Source organism: Enterocloster sp. 210928-DFI.2.20 (assembly GCF_020554465.1).
Lineage (GTDB): Bacteria > Bacillota > Clostridia > Lachnospirales > Lachnospiraceae > Enterocloster > Enterocloster bolteae.
The window spans coordinates 24,876-40,622 of record NZ_JAJCHK010000013.1; the positions used below are offsets into that span (position 1 = coordinate 24,876).

13 protein-coding genes are annotated in these 15,747 nt (G+C 50.8%); 3 read left to right on the forward strand and 10 right to left on the reverse strand.

Features of this window, described 5'->3' with window-relative positions; genetic code table 11:
• Window positions 1-176: 176 nt before the first annotated feature.
• The 6 genes from trmD to LI015_RS13300 form a co-directional block, all read right to left on the reverse strand.
• Window positions 177-1,094, reverse strand: a complete 918-nt coding sequence (gene trmD, locus LI015_RS13275) for a tRNA (guanosine(37)-N1)-methyltransferase TrmD (RefSeq protein ID WP_128132506.1) — start codon at window positions 1,092-1,094, stop codon at window positions 177-179.
• Window positions 1,091-3,736 carry a DNA mismatch repair protein MutS gene (mutS, locus tag LI015_RS13280; RefSeq protein WP_007037329.1) on the reverse strand — a complete coding sequence of 882 codons (2,646 nt, stop codon included), beginning with the start codon at window positions 3,734-3,736 and terminating at the stop codon, window positions 1,091-1,093. The genes trmD and mutS overlap by 4 nt, the downstream gene beginning before the upstream one ends.
• Before the next feature lie 103 nt (window positions 3,737-3,839).
• The gene (gene miaB, locus LI015_RS13285; protein WP_117565879.1) at window positions 3,840-5,348 is read right to left on the reverse strand and encodes a tRNA (N6-isopentenyl adenosine(37)-C2)-methylthiotransferase MiaB; all 1,509 of its coding nucleotides are present in this window, start codon (window positions 5,346-5,348) and stop codon (window positions 3,840-3,842) included.
• 223 nt (window positions 5,349-5,571) lie between these two features.
• Window positions 5,572-7,317 carry a putative basic amino acid antiporter YfcC gene (yfcC, locus tag LI015_RS13290; RefSeq protein ID WP_054354473.1) on the reverse strand — a complete coding sequence of 582 codons (1,746 nt, stop codon included), beginning with the start codon at window positions 7,315-7,317 and terminating at the stop codon, window positions 5,572-5,574.
• A gap of 119 nt (window positions 7,318-7,436) precedes the next feature.
• Window positions 7,437-7,898: a DUF6773 family protein gene (locus LI015_RS13295; RefSeq protein WP_054354472.1), complete on the reverse strand. Its 462-nt coding sequence runs from the start codon at window positions 7,896-7,898 to the stop codon at window positions 7,437-7,439.
• 43 nt (window positions 7,899-7,941) lie between these two features.
• Window positions 7,942-8,142: a helix-turn-helix transcriptional regulator gene (locus tag LI015_RS13300; protein WP_002567483.1), complete on the reverse strand. Its 201-nt coding sequence runs from the start codon at window positions 8,140-8,142 to the stop codon at window positions 7,942-7,944.
• A gap of 330 nt (window positions 8,143-8,472) precedes the next feature.
• On the opposite strand from LI015_RS13300, the gene LI015_RS13305 reads away from it, so the two are divergent.
• Window positions 8,473-9,771, forward strand: coding sequence for an IS30 family transposase (locus LI015_RS13305; protein ID WP_227125340.1), 1,299 nt, complete (start codon window positions 8,473-8,475; stop codon window positions 9,769-9,771).
• A 385-nt stretch (window positions 9,772-10,156) separates the two neighbouring features.
• Here LI015_RS13305 and LI015_RS13310 read toward each other — a convergent pair whose 3' ends face one another.
• On the reverse strand, window positions 10,157-10,531 hold the full coding sequence (locus LI015_RS13310) for a helix-turn-helix domain-containing protein (protein ID WP_054354471.1): 375 nt from the start codon (window positions 10,529-10,531) through the stop codon (window positions 10,157-10,159).
• A 225-nt stretch (window positions 10,532-10,756) separates the two neighbouring features.
• Between LI015_RS13310 and LI015_RS13315 the strand changes: the two genes are divergently transcribed.
• On the forward strand, window positions 10,757-11,668 hold the full coding sequence (locus LI015_RS13315; protein WP_002567481.1) for an AraC family transcriptional regulator: 912 nt from the start codon (window positions 10,757-10,759) through the stop codon (window positions 11,666-11,668).
• Here LI015_RS13315 and LI015_RS13320 read toward each other — a convergent pair.
• From LI015_RS13320 to LI015_RS13330, 3 genes are all read right to left on the reverse strand, one after another.
• Window positions 11,635-12,966, reverse strand: coding sequence for a DNA polymerase Y family protein (locus tag LI015_RS13320; protein WP_227125342.1), 1,332 nt, complete (start codon window positions 12,964-12,966; stop codon window positions 11,635-11,637). The two genes, LI015_RS13315 and LI015_RS13320, sit on opposite strands and share 34 nt — an antisense overlap.
• Window positions 12,963-13,232, reverse strand: coding sequence for a hypothetical protein (locus LI015_RS13325; protein WP_002567479.1), 270 nt, complete (start codon window positions 13,230-13,232; stop codon window positions 12,963-12,965). The genes LI015_RS13320 and LI015_RS13325 overlap by 4 nt, the downstream gene beginning before the upstream one ends.
• 91 nt (window positions 13,233-13,323) lie before the next feature.
• Window positions 13,324-13,977: a Crp/Fnr family transcriptional regulator gene (locus LI015_RS13330; RefSeq protein WP_118018828.1), complete on the reverse strand. Its 654-nt coding sequence runs from the start codon at window positions 13,975-13,977 to the stop codon at window positions 13,324-13,326.
• Window positions 13,978-14,103: 126 nt separating this feature from the next.
• On the opposite strand from LI015_RS13330, the gene hcp reads away from it, so the two are divergent.
• Window positions 14,104-15,699, forward strand: coding sequence for a hydroxylamine reductase (hcp, locus tag LI015_RS13335; protein WP_227125344.1), 1,596 nt, complete (start codon window positions 14,104-14,106; stop codon window positions 15,697-15,699).
• Window positions 15,700-15,747: the final 48 nt, after the last annotated feature.

Sequence of the window (15,747 nt, forward strand, 5' to 3'; positions counted from 1 at the left end):
GAGAAAAAAAGGGGGTATCGAGGAAAAGCAGCGGGAGGGGACGGGGAGTCTGGACTCATGGTTCCTTCGGGGGCTGTCTCTAAGCCGGGAACGGAAGCTGCGCGAAGCGGGGAAAATATGCGGCTGGTGGGGAGATACGTTCCTCTCACGGCCGGAAACACCTCCCCCTCCGCCCATCATCCCCCCGCAAGCATCCCCATCACTTTAAAGTACCCTTGCAGCTCCCCAACCGTACAAGCCTTCTCAGCCAGCAATTTCTTTGCCGCAGCCATTGCCTTTCGTTTGGTGCGGCCGGCAGAGGCCTCATCGTTCAGGGATTTTACATACTGGTCTATAAGCTCCTCCAGGATTTCCAGGTCGCCTTTTTCCCGGCGGAGGGAATCCAGGTATTTTACCTCCTTCATGGTCAGGGCGGCATGTTCCAGCAGGTCCGGGCGGCGCTCCAGGGTGCGTTTTATGGACTGCTGCCTGCGCCACTCCTCAATATTTTTATGGTGGCCGCTTAAAAGCACCTCCGGGACTTCCATTCCGCGGAATACCTCGGGACGGGTGTATTGGGGGTATTCTAACAGGCTGTCATGGAAGGATTCTTCCTCAGCCGAGGCGTCGTTGTTCAGAACCCCCGGCACCAGACGGGAGATACAGTCAATCATAACCATGGCGGGAAGTTCCCCGCCTGTGAGGACATAATCTCCCACGGAAAGATAATCCGTGGCAATCAGCTCCAGGGCGCGCTCGTCGATTCCTTCGTAATGCCCGCAGAGAAAGACCAGATCCTCCTCCTTTGCCAGCTCCTCCGCTATGGTTTGGTTAAATACCCTGCCCTGGGGCGTCATATAGATAAGCCTGGGCTTCCTGCCGATGCGCCCGCACAGGGCCTCGTAAGCCTCGCACACAGGCCCCGGCTGCATAACCATGCCTGCGCCGCCGCCGTAAGGGGCGTCGTCCACATGTCTGTGCTTATCCTTTGAATAATCCCTGATGTCAATGGCTTCCACAGATATGGTCTTGCTCTCCATGGCCCGCCCCGTTATGCTGGTTCCCAGTCCTCCCATGACCATGTCGGGGAACAGTGTCAGTATGTGAAAATTCATCCGGTCTCCTTCCAGCGGTTTTTAAGCTTTGTCTGAAGGCGGTACAGGGTGTTCATGGCATCAAGAGGCGTCATGGTGGACAGCTCCAGACTGTCCAGCTCACGTATGATATCGTCATCCTTTACCGTATCAAAGAAGGACAGCTGCTGCAGGTCCACCTCATCCGGCTTCGGCACCGCCTTGTGCTGGGTTATGTTGGAACTGATTTCCGCAATTTCCTTTGCCCTGGCCGTGATGTCCGCATCGCTTAATTCTTCCGCGATTTCTTTTGCCCTGGCTATAACGGAATCCGGCACGCCGGCCAGCTTTGCAACCTGGATGCCGTAGCTCTTATCTGCACCGCCTCGGACAATCTTGCGCAGGAATACGATGTCGTCTCCCTGCTCCTTTACCGCTATACAATAATTTTTCACCCCTGCTATGGTGCCTTCCAGCTCTGTCAGCTCATGGTAATGGGTGGCAAACAGTGTCTTGGCTCCCAATAGCTTGGAATTGCTTATGTGTTCTATTACAGCCCAGGCAATGGACAATCCGTCAAAGGTGCTGGTTCCCCTTCCGATTTCATCCAGTACCAGAAGACTGTTTCTGGTGGCATTGCGCAGGATGTTGGCCACCTCTGTCATTTCCACCATGAAAGTGCTCTGTCCGCTGGCCAGATCGTCGGAAGCCCCCACCCTGGTGAAAATACGGTCGCATATGCCGATATCAGCCTCCTGGGCCGGCACAAAGCTGCCCAGCTGGGCCATAAGTACAATCAGGGCCACCTGGCGCATGTACGTGGATTTACCCGCCATGTTGGGGCCTGTGATAACGGACAGCCGGTTCTTTCCATTGTCCAGAAAGGTGTCGTTGGCCACAAACATGTCGTCCCGCATCATCTGCTCCACCACGGGATGGCGGCCGTTCTTAATCTGAATCACGCCCTTGTCGTTGATGGAGGGCTTCACATAGTTGCGCCGGGTTGCCACCACGGACAGGGAACAGAATACGTCGATTCCAGCTATGGACTTGGCCGTCTTTTGAATGCGGATGACCTCTGCCCCGATTTTGTCCCTGACCTCGCAGAACAGGTCATACTCCAGGGACACCAGCTTTTCCTCCGCGCCCATGATGATGTCTTCCAGCTGCTTTAATTCATCGGTGGTAAACCGCTCCGCGTTGGTCAGGGTCTGCTTGCGGATATAGTAATCCGGCACCTGGTCCTTGAAGGAGTTGGTCACCTCAAAATAGTAACCGAATACCTTGTTGAATTTCACCTTCAGGGTCTTAATGCCTGTCTTTTCTTTTTCCTTTGCCTCCAGCTCCGCCAGCCAGTTCTTACCCTCTGTCTTGGCATGACGCAGCTTGTCCGCCTCCTGGTTGTAGCCGTCCTTTATGATACCGCCTTCCCTGACCGTAATGGGCGGCTCCTCCACAATGGCATCCCCTATAAGCTGGAAGATATCCTGAAGGGGATCCAGCTCCCGGCCCAGCTCTGCCAGAAGTTCGCTGTTAAACTCTCCCAGTATCCGTTTGATGTAGGGAAGCATTTCCAGAGAGCTTCTGAAGGCAATCAGGTCCCTTGGATTGGCTGTCTTATAGCTGATTCGCCCTATCAGACGCTCCAGGTCATAGATGGGATTTAAGTACTCGCATATCTCTTCCCGGGAGATATAGTTCATGTTCAGCTCTTCCACCGCGTTCTGGCGCTTGATGATTTCGTCTCTGTGAATCAGCGGCTGTTCGATGCAGGCGCGAAGCAGCCTGGCTCCCATGGCTGTCTTTGTCTTGTCCAGAACCCACAGCAGGGTGCCTCTCTTCTGTTTTTCCCGCATGGTCTCCACCAGCTCCAGGTTCCTTCTGGTGGATGTGTCAATAACCATGTACTGTCCGGTAGAATAGGGGGTGATGGTGGTAATGTGCTCCAGGGTGCTCTTCTGGGTCTCATAGATATACTGCATCACGGCGCCGGCGGCAATGATGCCTGTGGCATAGTCCTCCAGCCCCAGTCCCACCAGGGCTCCCACCTTAAAATGCTCCATCAGGATACGGCGGCAGGATTCCTCACCGAAAAAGCGGCTGTCCAGGGCAGAAATAACCACCTGATAGCGGTTTTTCAGCTCGTCCATATCCACGCCCGACATGTAAAAGGCATTGTTGCAGATAATCTCAGACGGGGAAAATTTGTTGATTTCGTCAAACAGTTCCCGGTCCGAATCCACCTCAGTCACCATGAAATCCCCGGTACTGATATCCGCGGTGGATATTCCGTAGATTCCATCCATATATACAATTCCCATCAGGTAATTGTTCTTTGTCTCATCCAGCACCTGGGAGCTGGTTATGGTTCCCGGAGTCACCACCCGGATTACCTCACGCTTCACCAGGCCCTTGGCCTGCCTGGGATCCTCCATCTGCTCTGCTATAGCGACCTTATATCCCTTCTGGACCAGGCGGTACAGGTAGGAATCCAATGCGTGAAACGGCACCCCGCACATAGGTGCCCGCTCAGAAAGACCGCAGTCCTTTCCTGTAAGGGTTATCTCCAGTTCCTTTGACACTGTCAGGGCATCATCGAAAAACATCTCATAGAAATCTCCCAGACGGTAAAACAGGACACAGTCCGGGTACTCCTTCTTTGTCTCCATATAATGCTGCATCATGGGAGATAATTGTGACAAATCTATCAAAATGCTGACCTCTCTTCTCTAGTATGCTTGTTTATTCTTGTTTTATCTTAATTTGCCGGTTATTGTTTGTCTGGTTCTATTCATTTTCCTTATCAGCTATATGTCCCATATAATAAAAGCCCTTGCTCTCCTGCAGATACACCGGCACCAGCCTTCCAATCATGGATGCATCTCCCGGGAAGTGTACCACTGTATTGTTGGACAGGCGGCCTGTCATAAGCCCCGGCGCATGGTCGTTCACCTCTTCCACCAGGACCTCCTGGACTGTCCTGACATCCCGTCCACACACCTCTGCCGAGATATCCTGTACTTCCTTTAAAAGCCTGTCAAACCGCTCCTTCACAATTGCCTCCGGCACCTGATCTTCCATGGCTGCCGCCGGTGTGCCGGTACGCTTGGAGTAGATGAAGGTAAAGGCGCTGTCAAACCCCACCCTTCTCACCACATCCATGGTCTCCTCAAAGTCCTCATCTGTCTCGCCCGGAAATCCCACAATGATATCCGTTGTCAGTGAGATGCCAGGCACTGCCTTTTTAATCCGCTCCGCCAAATCCAGATACTGCTCCTTGGTATAACGCCGGTTCATAACCTTCAGAATCCGGCTGCTGCCGGACTGGAGGGGAAGGTGCAGATGACGGCATATCTTTTCAGACCTGGCCATGACCTCTATGAGTTCGTCGGACAGGTCCTTTGGATGGGATGTCATAAAACGGATCCGCTCAATTCCGTCTATCTTCTCCACTTCCTCCAAAAGCTGCGCAAAGGTCATTGGATTGTCCAGGTTCTTTCCATAGGAATTTACATTTTGTCCAAGGAGCATGATTTCCACCACTCCGTCCGCTGCCAGCTTCTGTATTTCCTTAATGATTTCTTCCGGCCTGCGGCTGCGCTCCCTTCCTCTTACATAGGGTACAATGCAGTAGCTGCAGAAATTATTGCAGCCAAACATAATATTGACTCCCGACTTGAAAGGGAACTTGCGTTCCACCGGCAAATCCTCTACGATCTGGTCCGTATCCTTCCATACATCCACAACCATCTTCGTTTTTCCCTGCTTCTGTCCGCCCTGGGTCCGCCGCTCCAGGCACAGGGATACCAGTTCCGCCAGCTTGAAGATATTGTGGGTTCCGAAAATCAAATCCACATAGCGGTAGCTTTTCCTGATTTTCTCCACTACTTCCTCTTCCTGCATCATGCAGCCGCACAGGGCTATCATCATGTCAGGATGCGTCTTCTTATAGGCCCCCAGCTGTCCCAGGCGTCCGTAAACCCGAAGATTGGCATTTTCCCGCACCGTACATGTATTATAGAGCACAAAATCCGCTTTCTCTGATTCTACAGCCTGGTAGCCGATTGTCTCCAAAATCCCCAGAAGCTTCTCCGAATCCCTGGCATTCATCTGGCACCCAAAGGTGTTGATGCAGCAGGTAAGGGGACGTCCCAGCCTGCGGGAAAGTTCGGCCAGCTGTCCCTTCGCCCGCTCCATGAAGTACTGCTGACGCTCCGGCTCCGCGGCAGGGGGGTCCTGGTTTATGGCTGTTTCTGCATTTTTTATGTTGTCAATGGTATCTCTGGATTCTTCCATTTATCTGCTCCTTAGCTTCTATGAATTTAGCTTCTATAATTTAAATAGTTCTGTTCGGATATTGCTTTCTTTCCCGAAACGCATAGCAGGCCGGGCCTTTTGCACGGTCCAGCCAATTGCGATTAACAGTATGAATTTTACTTTAAAATGGTTGGGAAGTCAACCGGGTATTCAAGCATGGCTGCAAAACATCCCGTTTTAAATATCTTGACAAAATACCAGCTTACTGCAGGTTAACCGCTATGGCGATTGCTATTGCAACGGTTCCCATAAGGAAGAAAAACGCCTGCATCTTAATCTGGAATTTTGCCCATTTTCCCCAGTCAATCCTGGCAACACCCAGGACGCCGATCAGACTGGCGGAAACCGGTGTGAACGCATCCACAAATCCGGCTCCCATCTGGAAAGCCAGTACCGCTACCTGACGTGTGACGCCTACCAGGTCCGCAAGGGGCGCCATGATGGGCATGGTCAGGGCGGCCTGTCCGGAGTTGGAGGTCACAATCAGATTGAAACAGCTCTGGAACAGGTACATAAACAGCGCTCCGATAAACGAAGGCACTCCTGCAAGCGCATTACCAATGGTATACAAAATCGTATTCAGCGTGGACGCCACATTTGCATCGGAGCCGCCCAGCACAAGAAGAATTCCTTTGGCCATACCTACCACAACCGCGGTTCCAGCCAGGTCAGCCACACCGCTCTGGAAGGCGGACGCCATACCGTTGACCGTCATATCATTGAGCTTAAAAATGACCGCGGTCACACCGGCCGCAAATCCCATCACAAAGAACTGGGAGGCGATTTCCGGAATATAATACCCTTCCTGGGTAACACCCCAGATAATCCAAACCAGGACAGCCAGCATCTCCAGAAGAATCAGCTTATGGCCCAGGCTGAATTCCCTCTCCTCCTCCGAAACAGAGTCCATTCTTCCCCTGAAATAGGCATCACTCTCATAGACAACGGAGTGGGCCGGGTTCTTACGTATCTTTTCAGCGTAAATCATCATGTATCCTGCGGAAAGCAGAGTCACAATCACCCACATGGCCAGACGGAAGCCGGCGCCGGACAGAACCGGGATTCCCGCTATGCCCTGGGCCACCGCCACAGAAAAGGGACTCATCCATGAAACTGCATTGCCCACCTGGGACGCCACGTAGGTAACAGTGATGGCCACAATGGAATCATAGCCCAGCGCAATCACAAAGGGCACCATAATCATGGAAAAGGGAATGCACTCTTCTGCCATTCCAAAGGTGGCGCCTCCCAGGGAAAACAGGATAAATAACAGCGGCAGGGCCAGACGTTCCAAGCCCTTTGTCTTTTTGATGAAGGCGTAAATACCCGCATCAATGGCCCCTGTCTTCATAATGATTCCAAAGGAACCTCCCACCACCAGAATCAAGGCGCAGATTCCAACTGCGGAGCCGGAACGGTCCCCTGTCACCAGTCCCTCGAACACATAGTTGAGAAAGCCAAAACCGCCGAAATCCTCTGTGCCCCACACCTTTGCCGTCTTATGAAGCTTCTGGCTGGTATCATAGATGGATTCGCCGTACTGTCCGTACAGCACATCATCTGTCAGCCCCAGTTCATCCAAATCCTCCTGGGTCCACTCAGAAGAATCTGTTTCAAGAAACGCATCCAGCTCTGCGGGGTCAACACCCAGGGATTCCATCAGCGCTTCATCCCCGCTCATGGCTGTCAGGTTATCCTTCACCGCTTCCCGGTCCAGACGGTAGCTGTAGCGGAACGTGTCCGCCATCAGCACGGTCTTGGTCTTTACCGCACCGTTGGAATCCGTATATTCTACCTTGTGGGTGCTGAATTTTCCCGCTGGTACTAAAAATGTCAGCAGCCAGCACAGGAATATGGCAGCAAATATAATTGCATACGTATGGGGTGTCTTCATCTTTGTATAATCCCGCTTTGGGGTACCGGTATTCTTTTTCTTGTTAAATGGCATGGTTCATATCTCTCCTTATGATATAAATTTTAAGGCCGCCCTGTGTACATGCGGCCTGTCTGACATGCCCTTCCATTTTACCCTAACGCTTGAAAATTAACAATATAAATTTCGTATATCTATTCCTGCTCTTCCCCGTCATCCCCATATTCCTGTTCCAGTCTGTCTGCCCGCTTCTTTTCAATCCTTACTATCACCACTCTTGTGAGCAGGAATACCACGACAAAGGTCAGCACCCCCGAGACCGCCTCTTTGGCATCCAAGGTTCCTGTTTTCGAGGTTCTCCAGAAAACCAGGATGAATACCAGTGCGCCCACTGCCACGGAGACAAGATTGCGCCTGACACGATGTTGCTGGCTGCCGTATCCCGGCCGGTACAGGCTGAACTTCAGCTGCCTTGCCCTAACATACTGATACAGGGGGGCCAGAATCAATATGACATATTCAACCACGCAGTCCCGGATTCCTTTTCCCATCAGCAGAACCTTAACCGCAAATGCCGCCGCCACAAACAGATACATAAGCATGGCCATCTCACTCATTATTTTATTTCTTACCTGTGTTGTTCTCTCGTCCATCATATCAGAATTCTCCTTCCTTTTCCTCTGACTTCCATATCTCCTGCTATTCCTCCCAGAACAGCTCATCCAGTGTCTTGTGAAGCGCCTTGCAGATTGCCAGGCAAAGATTCAGCGTAGGGTTGTACTTCCCCGCCTCTATCATCCCAATGGTCTGGCGGGTCACCCCTACCAGCTCAGCCAGTTCTTCCTGGGATAAATCCATACCGGCCCTGGCTGCTTTCATTTTCAGGTTTTTCACTGCCATCCATCCCTCCTTACAGGTATCGCGTTTAAACACATCAGCAGCATTTTATTAGCATTTTCTCGGGCCGTTCGGCCTTTTACTCGGATTACCTCGGATTGCAATTCCTTCGCAATTCCTTCGGCCTCAATTGTAAATCAAAACGCAACCTATTTGATTTAAAATCTAGTGAATAGTTACAAATACAACATATATACCAGAAGGTTGCATTCTGGCTTACAAAGAAGATTGGTAGTGCTTGATTGACCGAAGGCATTACCAGTCTTTTCCGTTTCCCTAAAGTAATTGATTCCTATATCCTAAAAGAGTTGGCGGCAGAACGGAGGATATTGGATGTCTAAATTTTTTACTTACGAAGACAGGCTCAGCCTGCAAAAATATTTGAAAGATTCCCTGTCATTTAAGGAGATTGCACGCCGCATGGATAAAAATCCAACTACTATCTCCAGGGAAGTGCGTAAATACAGTTCACCCGTTGCCACTGGGTATCCCGGATTTCCGTTCAATGCCTGCAAAAGCAGATACGCCTGCAGGAAGAAAAAGATCTGTGGAAAAGAATGCACCCGTAAATCAGCTGCCTACTGCAAGCTCTGTCCGTCCTGTAATGCGAACTGTACCGATTTCCTGGAAGAAATCTGTATGGCAAGATTTCGGATTCCTTATACCTGCAACAGCTGTCAAAGCATTGGCAAGTGTACACTTCTGAAAACTATTTATGAAGCAGAGCGTGCTCACATCCGGGCGCATGAAAACATTTCCGCCTCAAGAAGTGGTCTTTGTGTTTCCGAGGAGGAAATCAGCAGGCTTAACAAAATCATTACACCTCTTGTGGAACAGGGGCAATCCGTCAATCAGATCTATATCAATCATCAGGATGAATTGATGTGCAGCGAAAAGACGATCTATAACTACATAGATGCCTGTCTGTTTGATGTCAGAAACATTGATCTGCCAAGGAAAGTGAAATTCCGGGAACGATACAAAAAGCCGGAATTCAAAGTTGACAAAGGCTGCCGTATTGACCGCAATTACAAAAATTTCTGTGAGTTTCTTGAAAAGACTCCTGATACGAACATTGTGCAAATGGACTCTGTTATCGGAGAGAAAGGAGGCAAGTGCCTTCTTACTATACACTTTGTGGAATGTAGCTTTATGCTTGCTTTTCTGCGAGATGCGAATACTTCAAAATCAGTAACCGATATCTTTCATCTTCTGCACCAAACACTTGGGGATGACCTGTTTAAGAAACTGTTTCCCGTAATTCTGACCGATAACGGAAGTGAATTCTCAAATCCCAAGGCCATTGAGTATGGGACAGAGCCATTTACGGGCTTAAGAACCCGTCTGTTTTATTGTGATGCCGGCAGTCCATATCAGAAGGGAGCGATCGAGGTAAATCATGAACTGATACGCCGGATTCTGCCGAAAGGGACAAGCATGCAAAACATAACACAGGATGACGTCAGTTTAATGATGAATCACATCAATTCATACAAAAGAAAAAAGCTGAGCAATCGTAGTCCCTACGAAACCTTCAGCTTTTATCATGGAGAGGAGGTTTTAGAGAAACTAGGATGTGCTCCGGTAGCCCCCGGAGACATCATGCTAAAACCAGGACTTCTCAACAAATAATAAAATTGCATGCCGCCAACGTCTAATCTGTCTAAGGAATTAGGGGTGGATTCTCCGATTACAAAAAAATCGAGAGGGAGTCGACCTCCCTTTGGCATACACATATTTATTATCATACGATAATAAAAGCAAAAAAGCAAACTGCATTTCGGTTACAAAAATGGCTTTTGACTTACAAAACATGCTTTTCGAATACAAAAGTGGCTTTTCGATTACAAAGATTCAATTGTCAATTACAAAGATGGCCTCTCAATTTACAAAGTGGCCTCTCGGCCTACAAGTGACCCGCAATTCCTTCGGCCTCCGTCTTATATTACATATTATAAATTATATCGTTCTAAATGTAAAGTATATATTGCATTTTGTTTATTACATTTTCCTGTTCTCAGCAGGAAACCTGCATGGGGGCTGACGGTATCCTTGGCATTTCCTTGTACTTCTTAGGAGGCACACCCAGTACCTTCTTAAATGCCCGTGAAAAATAATATTGATTGTCATATCCCAAATACTGGGCCACCTGGTATATATGCATGTCTGTATTGCAGAGAAGATAGCAGGCCTGCTCCATCTTCATGTTGATGTAGTAATCCATTGGCGCACACTTGACACATTCTTTAAAAACCGCGTTGAGATAGCTCTCCGACAGCCCTGCTTCCCTTGCAATCCGGGTCAGTGTCAGATTCTCCTGCAGATGATCCTTCATATAGGTTATCACACGATTCAGATATTGGCTCTTTGCTGTCCTGCATCTTCTCTCCAAAGCAATCTCCTCTTTTCCTGGTTTTTTGATTTCTTCTGATTTCTATTATAAAAAAACAATGGGATTTATCCTTGAAAATCATGCGCAGAAAAGGGAATATATTGAGTTTTTTATTCAAAAATGTTATAATTCATGGGATATAACCAGACAATATTGAGATTAAACAGAACAGATACTTTAAAAAACGTTCCAAAACCGGAACATACGCAAAAGGAGTCCGCGGCCATGCCTTCTAAAATCCAAATCATCACCAACGAACACCAGGAAGAGCTAAAGGAGCACGGGACCTATGAATTTCCCGTCCTTGTCAGCGACGAGGCCCTGTCCAGGTTCTACACCAGCTCCTTCCAGTGGCACTGGCATACGGAAATCGAGCTTACCCTCATCACAGAGGGGACTATGGTATATCAAATTAATGACCAGATCTTTTATCCCAGGGCCGGACAGGCGCTCTTCGGCAACTCCAATACCATGCACACCGGGCGCATGGAAAACGGCCGTGACTGCAGGTACATCTCCATTACCTTCCACCCCAGACTGCTGTACGGCTACCAGGGAAGCCGGATTGCCAGCCGGTATACGGACCCTCTGATGGAAAACGCCGCCCTGCCGGCTGTCTGCTTCGACCTGTCGCAGGAATGGCACGGGGAAGCGGTCGGGCTTCTGGAGGATATTATACGCATCGACAGTCTGCGCTATGATACCTATGAAATGGACATCCAGATGGACCTGTTCCGTTTCTGGAAACTTTTATACCTTCACTGCCGCCCTGACCGGGAACCGGCACATACGGCGGGCAGGAAGAACCAGGAACGGATTCGTCAGATGCTCTCCTTCATCCATGAAAACTATCAGTCTGATATCACCCTGGATGATATTTCCCGCCACATCCATATCTGCAAAAGCGAGTGCTGCCGGGTCTTTAAGGGTTACATGAAGGAATCCCTGTTTGAATACCTGCTAAAATACCGCATTGAAAAGAGTATTCCCGATGTGCTGGAGGGAAAGCTGACCATGACCGAGACAGCCATAAGGGCCGGCTTCACCGACCCCAATTACTTCTCCAAGGTGTTCCACAAGATAAAGGGCTGCTCTCCGAGAAGCTACCGGAAAACCCGGTCCTCCCCGCTGCCGTGATTCCGGTCTCCCGCACCGCCGCCCGGCCCGGGCCTCTGCACGGCCTTGGTGACTCCGGTCCGTTTCACCTTGTCAATGCCGCCCGACATGTGGGGAATCCGGTTCCCCACAAAAACAGCCCTCTGCACGCAGTCCTCCCCATACCGTTTTCTTATCTCATCCACAGCCGTGTCCAGCCTGGCGTATTTATCATGGAGTCCCCTGTCAAAAAGCTGATACTGATAATGGCCTTTTGGGCTGACCTTGCTTGTATGGACCCCCATCTGGCGGATGGGAGAATGATTCCACAGGCGGTCAAACAGGCTCCGGGCCGCCTCATAGATTTCCAGGGTGGTATCTGTAGCCGAAATCAGGGTGGTCTGACCGGATCCATGGCGAAATTCCCTGTCCGTGATGGAAATACCCACGCAGGCAGCTTCCATGCTGTCAGCCCGCAGCCTGGCGCACACGGTTTCCGTAAGGGATAATATGACCTGTTCTGCCGTCTCCCGATCCGTCACATCTGACGGCGTGGTCATAGAATTGCCGTACCCCTTATTCTGCGGAAGCTCTCTCAAAAATGGAGACACATCTCTTCCGTTGGCATAATTCCAGATAAACTCCCCCTGTTTTTTTAGATGCCTTTTTAACAGTTCCAAATCCGAGGCAGCCAGAGCCCCTATGGTCCTTATTCCCAGCGCTCTCAGCTTTCTCGCGGTGGCCGGCCCCACCCAGAACAGTTCGTTTACAGGCAGCGGCCACATCTTCCTCTCTATCTCCCAGGTAAACAGGGTGTGGACCTGGTCCGGCTTTTGGAATTCAGAAGCCATCTTGGCCAGCAGCTTGCTGTCCGACACACCGATGTTCACAGTAAAACCCAGCTCCCGGCGTATTTCTTCCTTCAGCTGGTGCGCAAACGCTGTGTGCGTTCCCCATAATCCCATTGTGCCCTCCACCTGGCAGAACGCCTCATCTATACTGTACTGGTGAACATAGGGAAAATACTTCTTAAGCAGCTCCACAAGAGCGCTGGAGCAGCTCACATACAGGCTGTAGTCCGGAGGTACGATTACAAGCCCCGGACATTTGCATCTGGCCTCTGCCAGTGTTTCCCCTGTCCTGATTCCATACCCTTTGGCAGAGGAGGATTTCGCCAGCACAATGCCATGCCGTTCTGCCTCGCTTCCTCCGATGACAGAGGGAAGGTCCCGCAGATCCAAATCCTCCCCCAGGATACAGACCCTGTATGCGGCTGTCCAGCTCAAATAGGCGCTGTTCACATCCACATGGTACCATACCTGCTCTTTTTGGCTTCTCATGACAGTGTCCTGAAAAATGACCACTTATGGGTAGATATGCGGTATCTCAGCTCAATAAGACGTCTCTGGCCCTCTGCCACGGCCCAGCACACAAAGCTGATATGCTCCATGCCGCAAAACTTCTCTTCCCTGGAAGAGACAATGCTCTCAATCTTCACCGTGATGATTCCGTGCTCCTTATTCTCATACCGGAACCAGAGGGGCGTCATATCTCCCAGGGTGCTGCAGGCGCCAAACATCTGTATGGGTATATTTAAAGCCGCCACTGCTTTCACCTCCTGGTTCCAATATATCAGAACATATGTTCTGTTTCAAGTGGTAATTGCTGGGAGCCGGTTATTGCGCCGGCCAAATCATCTATTGAATCGTAAAACGGTTCTTCTCATATGAAATCACCCCGTCCCTCTGCATTCTGGACAGCTCCGCCGACAGCGCGCTTCTGTCCACGGACAGATAGTCCGCCATCTGCTGGCGGTTAAAGGGCACTGTGACGGTACGGCACCCCTGCTTTACGGATTCCTGGGACAGGTACACCATGACCCTCTCCCGCAGGGATTTGGGCGTGATAATATCCATTTTCTTCGTAAGCATCAGGTTTTTCCCGGCCAGCACATACATCAGGCTCCGTATCAGACGGTTGTGGAAGTCACAGCTGGATGAACAGGTGGTCAGGATGCGGTTCACGTCCATGAACAGGATTCTGGAGCGTTCCGATGCCTGCACATCCACCATCAGGGGTTCCCCCTTAAGACATGCATACGTCTCCCCGAATATCTGCCCCCCGCCTATATTCTCAATGATTTTCCTGTTTCCCCACACATCATCCTTAATGATGTTCACCGCCCCTTCCATCACCACCCCCAGACGGCCTGTCACATCACCGGCCCTGTATATATAAGCATCCTTCCTATAGGTCCTCTCTTCCGCTGAAAGGCATGTAAGCATGGCCTCTATTTCATGCTCCCTGATTCCCTGAAACAGCCTTGTTCCTGCCAGCAAATGAATATCCATATTTTTCTCCCTTATCGTTGTTTCAACAACTTACTTGTTGTTGAAATTATATTATACTTTCCCCATACCGTCAAGGGCAGGCAGAACATACCGCCTGCTCACACATATTTACGAGGAGGATATATCATGGAACACAATATGTTTTGTTTTCAATGCGAACAGACCGCAGGATGCAGCGGATGTATGGGAAAAGCAGGTGTGTGCGGCAAGACAGCTGCCACTGCCAGGATTCAGGATGAACTTACAGGAACCCTCATCGGCCTTGCCAGGGCGTCAGAAGGAAAAGACCGCTCTCCGGAAGCAGACCGCCTGATCGTAAAGGGACTGTTTGCCACCCTTACCAATGTAAGCTTTGATGACAGCGCCCTGAATGAGCTTCTTGCGGAGGCCGGACGCTTAAAACATTCCCTGTCCCCCATGTGCGGATCCTGTACGGCAGATTGCAGCCGGACAGAAGATTTTGACATGAACAGGCTCTGGTCAGAGGACGAGGATATACGTTCCCTTAAATCCCTGATTCTTTTCGGCATGAGAGGAATGGCAGCTTATGCGTACCATGCCATGGTGCTGGGCCATGAGGACAGAGGAGTCATGGACTATTTTTATAAGGGGCTGTCTGCCGTTGGTTATGACAGCTATACGGTTCAGGATCTGCTCCCCATTGTCATGGAACTGGGCGCCGTAAACCTGGACTGCATGGCACTGTTGGACAGGGCCAACCGCCAGGCCTTCGGCATCCCGGCTCCGGCACAGGTAAGCCTTACCGTGGAACAGGGACCCTTTATCGTCATTTCTGGCCATGACCTTCACGACTTAAAGCTTCTGCTGGAACAGACCCAGGGCCGGGGAATCAACATATACACCCACGGGGAAATGCTTCCCGCCCACGCCTACCCGGAGCTCAGAAAATACAGCCATCTGAAAGGCAATTTCGGAACCGCATGGCAGAATCAGCAGAAGGAATTTTCGGACCTTCCCGCCCCTGTGCTTTTTACCACCAACTGCCTGATGCCGCCCAAGCCCTCTTACTCTGACCGGGTATTTACCACCGCCCTGGTGTCCTATCCGGGCATCGTCCATATTGACGGCCGCAAAGACTTCTCTCCAGTCATCCAAAAGGCCCTGGAGCTTGGCGGCTTCAAGGAGGATGTGACTATCCCCGGAATCAACGGCGGCACCAAGGTTACCACCGGATTTGGGCGGGAAGCTGTTCTGGCTGCTGCGGGCACCGTGGCACAGGCAGTCAGACAGAACAGGCTGCGCCACATTTTCCTGGTAGGAGGCTGCGACGGAGCCCGTCCCGGCAGGAATTACTACACGGACTTTGTAAAGCAGGCGCCTGAGGACACCCTTATTCTGACCCTGGCCTGCGGCAAATACCGCTTTAATGACCTGGAGCTTGGAACCCTGGCCGGCATTCCCCGCCTTCTGGACATGGGACAGTGCAACGATGCATTCGGCGCCATCCAGGTGGCCGCAGCCCTGGCAGAAGCATTCGGCTGCCAGGTCAATGACCTTCCCCTTACCCTGGTTCTGTCCTGGTACGAACAGAAAGCTGTCTGTATCCTTTTAAGCCTGCTGCATCTGGGTATCAGGAACATTTACCTTGGCCCCACCCTTCCCGCCTTTCTCTCTCCGGCCATACTGGAATATCTGACCGAGCAGTTTGAAATCCATCCCATCTCCACACCGGAGCATGACCTGGCCGCGATTCTCGCCTGAAATTCCGGCCGTGAACAGGGACCTGTACGCCGCACCGGCATACAGGTC

Coding starts and splice junctions, on each gene's coding strand:
- trmD (WP_128132506.1), bottom strand. CDS start 1,094: ATGAATTTTCACATACTGACACTGTTCCCCGACATGGTCATGGGAGGA.
- LI015_RS13330 (WP_118018828.1), bottom strand. CDS start 13,977: ATGGATATTCATTTGCTGGCAGGAACAAGGCTGTTTCAGGGAATCAGG.
- LI015_RS13305 (WP_227125340.1), top strand. CDS start 8,473: ATGTCTAAATTTTTTACTTACGAAGACAGGCTCAGCCTGCAAAAATAT.
- hcp (WP_227125344.1), top strand. CDS start 14,104: ATGGAACACAATATGTTTTGTTTTCAATGCGAACAGACCGCAGGATGC.
- LI015_RS13300 (WP_002567483.1), bottom strand. CDS start 8,142: ATGGCAGTGAAAAACCTGAAAATGAAAGCAGCCAGGGCCGGTATGGAT.
- yfcC (WP_054354473.1), bottom strand. CDS start 7,317: ATGCCATTTAACAAGAAAAAGAATACCGGTACCCCAAAGCGGGATTAT.
- LI015_RS13320 (WP_227125342.1), bottom strand. CDS start 12,966: ATGAGAAGCCAAAAAGAGCAGGTATGGTACCATGTGGATGTGAACAGC.
- LI015_RS13315 (WP_002567481.1), top strand. CDS start 10,757: ATGCCTTCTAAAATCCAAATCATCACCAACGAACACCAGGAAGAGCTA.
- mutS (WP_007037329.1), bottom strand. CDS start 3,736: ATGATGCAGCATTATATGGAGACAAAGAAGGAGTACCCGGACTGTGTC.
- LI015_RS13295 (WP_054354472.1), bottom strand. CDS start 7,898: ATGATGGACGAGAGAACAACACAGGTAAGAAATAAAATAATGAGTGAG.
- miaB (WP_117565879.1), bottom strand. CDS start 5,348: ATGGAAGAATCCAGAGATACCATTGACAACATAAAAAATGCAGAAACA.